This is a genomic window from Thermoanaerobaculia bacterium, from assembly GCA_035717485.1.
Classification (GTDB): Bacteria; Acidobacteriota; Thermoanaerobaculia; order UBA5066; family DATFVB01; genus DATFVB01.
In genome coordinates this window covers 1-5,450 of record DASTIQ010000062.1, presented here as the reverse complement: position 1 = coordinate 5,450, position 5,450 = coordinate 1, and the positions used below count along the sequence as shown (strand labels likewise).

The window sequence follows — 5,450 nt, the reverse complement described above, 5'->3', positions numbered from 1 at the left end:
AGCCCTGACGCCGGCGAAAACCGCGCAGCGCGTCGGCGCAGCTCCTCTTCGCCCCCGACTCGCCGGCTCCTCGCGACCGCGGGAGCCGGCGACGGCTCCGGGTTTTCCGCCGTCGAGGGCGGAAGTCAGCGCCGGGTCGCTAGGGCAGCTGGTACTCTCCGTCGACCTTGTACGAAACGCTCCCGTCCGCGTTGGGAGTGCCCTTGTACTTCCCCTTCCCCTTGATGCCCTTGAGCTTTCCGGTGCCGCTGATGTAGGTCCAGGTGCCCGCGCCGCTGACGAACTTCCCGTCCTTCACCTTGCTCGAGCCTTGAAACCGAACGGTCGTCTTGTCCCCGTTGAGCATCGTGGAGACGAAGTAGCCTCGAACCGAGGTCACCGAGTCGCCGGTGATCTCCTCGAGGTCGGTGGAGATCCCGTCCTTCGACGGCTGGCCCGCCACTTCGAAGCCCGTCCAGCCGCACTGGGCCCTTCCGACAGCCAGGAAGTGGTTGGGCTTGTCGGTGAGAGCGACCGGCGAAGGCGGTTCCGGTTTGCAGGTTGCGACACCGGATGTCGTCGTCTCCGCCGACAGGCAACCGGCCACGAGCATTCCCGCGAGCAGGAAGAGGGAGCGAGTCTTCATGGCTTTCTCCTTAAATTGCGACAAAGCCTACCATCGGCGAGTCGATTGATCAGCAATTGTGGGATCGAAGGTTGCCGACGGGCGGCGAAATATCGGGGTCCGCGTCACTTCGGGAGAAACGCGATCGGATTCGCGTCCTCGAGCGTGCATTTCCGGCGCAGCCGGTCTACGGCTTCCGCTTCAGCGTTTCCCGCTCGGTCGGGCCCTCTTCGAGCTGTATCCCGGTGACGCTCTCGCCGTCGCGCTGGAACTCGACGAAATAGCCGGGCGGCGCGCCTTCGATGCGGAAACGGGCGGGCGCAATCGGCGTGAGAACGAACTCGCGGCCCTCCCCCAGAACGAACTGGAGGACGGCGCCCCGGCGCCGGACGACGAATTCGTGGCCGTCGGGACCGACGTACGAGCCGGCGAAGCGGTCGAGGTCCGCGTCGGAGAGTTTCACTTCCGCCTCCCGGTCGTCCTTGAGCGCGAACGGAACCGGAACGATCGCCGGGACGCAGCTCGTGTCGAGGCCGGACTCCGTTCCCTTCTCGATCAGCGCCGTCGTGATCCGGCCGATGCACTCCTCGGCGCCCCTCTCCCCTTCGTAATCGTGGCCGGCTCCGGGGATCACGACGCGCTTCGCGTGCCGGAGATGCTTCGCCGCGCTCTCGGCGTCCGCCGACGGCGTCGCCGGATCGCGTTCGCCCGAGATCAACAGGGCGGGCGCCCCGGATTTCACGGGCTGATCGAAGTCGGGCGGCACCTCGCCCCGCGGCCATTCGGCGCACGCGGCTTTCTGCACGCGAGTGCGAAAGTCGCCGAGGAACGTTCCCTTCGCCTCGGCCTCCGCCTCGGCGGGCGTGAAGAAGGGGACGTCTTCCGAGCAAGTGGCCGACAGGAAGAAGCCGTCGGAGATCGACGTCGCGAGGTTTCCGAACAAATACGCCTCTTCGACGAGCCGCGAATAGTCGCCCTGCGCCGCCAGATGCACCTGGAGAGGGATCTGCGCCGCCGTGATCGGCAGATAGAGCATGTAGCGGATCGTCTGGGCGGCCGCGTTCCGGCCAAGCACGATTTTCCGCGGCTCCCCGGTCTTCGGATCCTTGATCGTCACCTCGACCGCTTTCGCCTCGAGACGGGCGAGGACGCGATCGACGTCGCCCCGGACGTCTGGAAACGCCGCGCGGCAGCCCGCGTCCTTTCCGCAGGCCGCGATCACCTGGTCGAGCGCCGTCTGCGCGTTGCGCGCAAAGTGGAGAGGGGCCTTCGTGCCCGGGGGAACGACGCCCTCGAGCACCGCCGTCCGCACGTGCTCGGGATGCCGGCGCATGTAGACGAGCGCCGCGAACGTCCCGAAGGAGCCTCCTTCGAGGTTGACGCGCTGATACCCGAGCGCGGCGCGCACGTCGTCCAAGTCGTCCATCGCATTCGTCGTGGTGTAGAGGGCGAGATTCGCGCGCGGCTCGAGGAACCGCCGGCATTCGCGGACTCCGGCAACCGGAAGGAAGCTGTCGAGAAAGCCCAGCACTCCCTGGTGCCCCTGAAGGGACGGGCACTGCAGGCCGTTCGAATCTCCGGTGCCGCGGACGTCGACGAGCACGATGTCGCGCTTCTTGTTGATCTCCGCGTTCCCCGCGGCCGCCCCTGCCGCCGCCTCGACGGCCGACTCTCCGGGCCCGCCGGCGAGCAGGAAAACGGGGTCGGGCGCGCGGTCAGAGCCGGTCGCCGGCAGGACGACGATCCTCAGGGAGATCTTCCGGCCCGCCTTCCGGGCCCGGTCCTCCCAGACCTCCATTCGACCGCAGCGGACCTCCCTCTGGACACCCGAAACCTTGCAGGTTGCGAGCGAGAGCCGCGACGCGGCGGGCGGAGCGCCTGAAAGGGGGGCCGCGAGCCCCGCCGCCGCCAGAATCGCCCACACCTTCGCCTTCATCATGAAACAGCATACGCGGATCGGCCGGCATTGTTCCGGTGCGGGAGCTGCGCGGTGAGCGAAAAAGCGACGGGACCCTCCGACGCGGCGCCGTCGTCAACGCCTCGCGGATCGTTACCATCGACGAGGCCGCCGCGCCGGGTCGCCGATGCCGCACTCGCTCGAAGAAATCGAAGATGCGTGGCTCGCGCGCGGCATCGGAAGAGTCGGCGATTTCCGCCGCGCGGCGAACGATCTCGCCGAGTGATCGTCATTACAGCGACGAGCACCTGCCGGACGTGAGTCGCTCGCTCACGCCTTCAAAATGATTTCGCTGCATCATTCAAATCAAGTTCGGTCATGCTACGGTGAACACCCTTCAGTTTCGATCGGCTTCGGTCCCTTGCCGAATCCGACCCTTCATTTCGGGACTTCCCGTGTGAAGGGACTTGCTCAAGGGAAAGGAGAATCACATGAAATTCGCACGCAATGTCCACTTCCAGATCAAGAAGGGTAAAGAGACCGAATTCACCACCGTCTGGGAGAAGGAGATCCTCCCGCTTCTCCGCAAGCAGAATGGCTTTCAGGAGGAAGTGAATCTCCTCGATACGAAGGGCGCGGAGTTCATCAGCCTGTGGGACAGCAAGAAGAACGCCGAAACCTACGAGCACGCGACCTACCCGCAGGTCCTCGCGAAGCTGAATCCATTCCTCGAGGGAACGCCCAAGGTCGTGACCTACGAGAACGCCTCCAGCTATCGCCTGTAATCGGAATGCCGCGGCGCGAAAGCGCCCGTGACCAACGAGGCCCCGCGAGGGGCCTCGTTCTTTTGTCCGGAAATCAGCACCGCGCGGCTGGCGCCCCGAGTCCCTGATCGTCGTCAACTCGCCGGCGCGCGCGATTCACCCGAAAACGAAACGTGCCGGGCGAACCCGGCACGCTGATCGTTGCCGCGCCTACTTCGCCGGAGCGCCGGGAGGCGGGAGCAGATGGAACGCTCGCGCGTCCGCAATGGCCCAGTGTCCGCCGCTGTTGCGGTACACGGCGGTCACGTGATGCAGGAACGGAGGCATCGGATTTCCACCCGGGTCGATTCCCCCGGTGAGGGTGGCATCCCAGTCTCCCACCATCACGTCGTCGCTGGTCTTGCGCACCGCGAATGAGTCGATCTTGTACGTGCTCGCCTTCATCATGCCGCCGAGCTCGTTCTCGAAGAGCTTCTCGACCTCGGCGCGGTTGCCGCACCTCAGGCCGAACGGGTTGATGAGGCTGCCGTCGTCCGCCCAGACGGCGGCCAGCTTCTTCGCGTCGTGCGCGTTCCAGGCCGTCACGAAGTCCTGGTTCAGCGCCTTGATGGCGTCGGCCGGCTCCGCCGCCCGCGCCTGGATGGGAATGCCTGCCACCGCCGCCGCAAGCGCGGCGCTGAGGAAAAGTCTTTTCATTGTTGCTCCTTCCCCCGGATGATAGCCGAATTGACCGCCCCGGAACCGACCGGCCTCTCTGAGCGCCAGGCACGCGGGCCATGGCTTCATGACTCACGACCGACCCAGGCCGGGGAGCCGGGTTCCGCCCATCAGCCCCTCGACTCCGGGACTCCTGGTTCCTTTTCCTCATGCGCGTCCCCGCGAACGGCGGCACGATTTCTCCGTGCTGCGCGCGCTCCTGATCGCCGCCGTCGCGATCGCCGTTCTGTCGGCCGTCGCCTTCATCCTTTCCCGGCGCGACATCGCCCGTGAGAGAGCACGCGTCGCGCAGAGCTCCATCGCGACCACCCGCTGCGGCCCGATCGAATTCGGCTCCATCGGCCGGGGCCCGGTCGTCCTTTCGATCCACGGCGCCGGCGGCGGGTGGGACCAGGGTCTCGACCTCGCCGGCTGGCTCGGTCGAAAGGAATACCGCGTCGTCGCGATGTCCCGCTTCGGATACCTGCGCACGCCGGTGCCGCCCGACGCCTCGGCCGAGGCCCAGGCCGACGCCCACGCCTGCCTTCTCGACGAGCTCGGTGTTTCGCGTGCCGCGGTCATCGGGGTCTCCGCGGGCGGGCCGTCGGCTCTGCAGTTCGCGATTCGTCACCCGGACCGGTGCGCGGCGCTCGTCCTCATGGTCCCGGGCGTGTACGCGCCGCGGCCCGGAGGCGCGCCCTCCGTGAAGAGCCCGTCCGGAGTCCCGGCGTTGTTCGACACGGCCCTGCGCTCCGACTTCCTGTTCTGGATCCTCACGCGACCGCTGCGCCCCGTCGCCATCGGCACGATCCTCGGCACGCCGACCGAGCTCGTCGCCCGGGCGAGCGAGTCGGAAAAGGCGCGCGTCGATCTGATGCTGCGGCACATCCTTCCGGTGACCCTTCGCCGGCGCGGGCTCGTCAACGACGCCGCCGTGATCTCGTCGATCCGGCGATACGACCTCGAGGCGATCTCGGCGCCGACGCTCGTCATCTCCGCCGCCGACTGCGGGTACGGGACGTACGAGCCCGCCCGATACACGGCCGAGCACGTTCGGGGTGCGCGTTTCGTAGGCTTCCCGACCGGAGGTCATCTCCTCGTCGGTCACGAGGATGAGGTCGAAGCGGAGATCCTCGCGTTCCTGCAGCACGCGATGCCGGCCGGTGCCGACTGAAGCAATGGCGGTCTCCCCACCGGGGCACTGACTCGTGACTTTTGACTCGTGACTCGCGACCCCGAACGGGGAGCCGGGACTCAGCGCCGGAGCAGCGGGGCGGCGGGCGACGATCGGAACTCATAGCTGCGCAACGGCTTCTGCGGTTTCCCGGCCGCAACCGCATCTCTCCCGCAGAATGCATCAAGTCCCCCGCTCGCTTCTTCTGTTAATGTCTCGCGCAGTCGCGGGTTGTCATGGAATTGACGGAAGCCTTTCACGGGAGTCTCGCGGACGTCTCCGTTCCGACGGTCCTCCATCGGATTGTCGAGGTTC

7 protein-coding genes are annotated in these 5,450 nt (G+C 66.9%); 3 read left to right on the top strand and 4 right to left on the bottom strand.

Going from position 1 to position 5,450, the window contains the following annotated elements:
- Nucleotides 1-139: 139 nt before the first annotated feature.
- Together VFS34_02985 and VFS34_02980 are read right to left on the bottom strand one after the other, a co-directional pair.
- Entirely contained in the window at nt 140-625 is a 486-nt protein-coding gene (locus tag VFS34_02985; GenBank protein ID HET9793402.1) for a hypothetical protein, read from the bottom strand.
- 166 nt (nt 626-791) lie between these two features.
- Nucleotides 792-2,543, bottom strand: coding sequence for an alpha/beta hydrolase (locus VFS34_02980; protein HET9793401.1), 1,752 nt, complete (start codon nt 2,541-2,543; stop codon nt 792-794).
- 35 nt (nt 2,544-2,578) lie between these two features.
- On the opposite strand from VFS34_02980, the gene VFS34_02975 reads away from it, so the two are divergent.
- On the top strand, nt 2,579-2,848 hold the full coding sequence (locus VFS34_02975; GenBank protein ID HET9793400.1) for a hypothetical protein: 270 nt from the start codon (nt 2,579-2,581) through the stop codon (nt 2,846-2,848).
- Nucleotides 2,849-2,992: 144 nt separating this feature from the next.
- Nucleotides 2,993-3,286, top strand: a complete 294-nt coding sequence (locus VFS34_02970; protein HET9793399.1) for a hypothetical protein — start codon at nt 2,993-2,995, stop codon at nt 3,284-3,286.
- A gap of 189 nt (nt 3,287-3,475) precedes the next feature.
- On the opposite strand, the gene VFS34_02965 is transcribed toward VFS34_02970, so the two are convergent.
- The gene (locus VFS34_02965) at nt 3,476-3,961 is read right to left on the bottom strand and encodes a nuclear transport factor 2 family protein (GenBank protein ID HET9793398.1); all 486 of its coding nucleotides are present in this window, start codon (nt 3,959-3,961) and stop codon (nt 3,476-3,478) included.
- A 205-nt stretch (nt 3,962-4,166) separates the two neighbouring features.
- Here VFS34_02965 and VFS34_02960 point away from each other — a divergent pair, with 205 nt between their 5' ends.
- Nucleotides 4,167-5,135 carry an alpha/beta hydrolase gene (locus tag VFS34_02960; GenBank protein HET9793397.1) on the top strand — a complete coding sequence of 323 codons (969 nt, stop codon included), beginning with the start codon at nt 4,167-4,169 and terminating at the stop codon, nt 5,133-5,135.
- A gap of 80 nt (nt 5,136-5,215) precedes the next feature.
- Here the strand turns inward: VFS34_02960 and VFS34_02955 are convergent.
- Nucleotides 5,216-5,450, bottom strand: a 235-nt coding sequence (locus VFS34_02955) for a hypothetical protein (GenBank protein HET9793396.1), incomplete at its 5' end; no start/stop codon positions are given.

What these genes read in the sequence shown, in the direction of transcription:
- VFS34_02970 (HET9793399.1), top strand. Translation starts at nt 2,993, where the DNA reads ATGAAATTCGCACGCAATGTCCACTTCCAGATCAAGAAGGGTAAAGAG.
- VFS34_02965 (HET9793398.1), bottom strand. Translation starts at nt 3,961, where the DNA reads ATGAAAAGACTTTTCCTCAGCGCCGCGCTTGCGGCGGCGGTGGCAGGC.
- VFS34_02980 (HET9793401.1), bottom strand. Translation starts at nt 2,543, where the DNA reads ATGATGAAGGCGAAGGTGTGGGCGATTCTGGCGGCGGCGGGGCTCGCG.
- VFS34_02985 (HET9793402.1), bottom strand. Translation starts at nt 625, where the DNA reads ATGAAGACTCGCTCCCTCTTCCTGCTCGCGGGAATGCTCGTGGCCGGT.